The organism is Acinetobacter sp. CAU_H_S170_2 (assembly GCF_058890445.1).
This window is the reverse complement of sequence record NZ_JBZYAE010000008.1, coordinates 1-1,177: the sequence shown is the minus strand read 5'-3', so window position 1 is coordinate 1,177 and position 1,177 is coordinate 1. Positions and strand designations below refer to the sequence as shown.

General features: G+C 49.7%; 1 rRNA gene. It reads right to left on the bottom strand.

The window, feature by feature from the left end:
* Window positions 1-1,158: ribosomal RNA gene (locus AC5EUN_RS17670) — 23S ribosomal RNA — on the bottom strand; the annotation flags it as partial.
* Between the last annotated feature and the right edge of the window lie 19 nt (window positions 1,159-1,177).

Sequence of the window (1,177 nt, the reverse complement as noted above, 5' to 3'; positions counted from 1 at the left end):
AAATCCGCAGCTTCGGCATATAGTTTTAGCCCCGTTACATCTTCCGCGCAGGCCGACTCGACTAGTGAGCTATTACGCTTTCTTTAAAGGGTGGCTGCTTCTAAGCCAACCTCCTAGCTGTCTATGCCTTCCCACATCGTTTCCCACTTAACTATAATTTTGGGGCCTTAGCTGGCGGTCTGGATTGTTTTCCTCTTGACTACGGACGTTAGCACCCGCAGTCTGTCTCCCGGATAGTACTCATTGGTATTCGGAGTTTGCATCGGTTTGGTAAGTCGGGATGACCCCCTAGCCGAAACAGTGCTCTACCCCCAATGGTATTCGTCCGAGGCGCTACCTAAATAGCTTTCGGGGAGAACCAGCTATCACCGAGTTTGATTAGCCTTTCACCCCTATCCACAAGTCATCCCCTGGCTTTTCAACGACAGTGGGTTCGGTCCTCCAGTTAGTGTTACCCAACCTTCAACCTGCTCATGGATAGATCACCCGGTTTCGGGTCTACACCCAGCAACTAAACGCCCTATTAAGACTCGATTTCTCTACGGCTCCCCTATTCGGTTAACCTCGCTACTGAATGTAAGTCGCTGACCCATTATACAAAAGGTACGCAGTCACCGAACAAGTCGGCTCCCACTGCTTGTATGCATGCGGTTTCAGGATCTATTTCACTCCCCTCACAGGGGTTCTTTTCGCCTTTCCCTCACGGTACTGGTTCACTATCGGTCAGTCAGGAGTATTTAGCCTTGGAGGATGGTCCCCCCATATTCAGACAAGGTTTCACGTGCCCCGCCCTACTCGACATCATCATATAAGCCCTTTCGTGTACAGGACTATCACCCACTATGGTTGCACTTCCCAGAGCATTCCACTAGAACTTATATGACTTAATGGGCTTTTCCCCGTTCGCTCGCCGCTACTGAGGGAATCTCAATTGATTTCTTTTCCTAAGGGTACTGAGATGTTTCACTTCCCCTCGTTCGCCTCGTATGACTATGTATTCATCATACGATACCTGCCTTATGACAGGTGGGTTTCCCCATTCAGAAATCTCCGGATCACAGGATATTTGCCGCCTCCCCGGAGCTTATCGCAGGCTATTACGTCTTTCATCGCCTCTGACTGCCAAGGCATCCACCACATGCACTTAATTACTTGACTATACAACCCCAAACAGTCG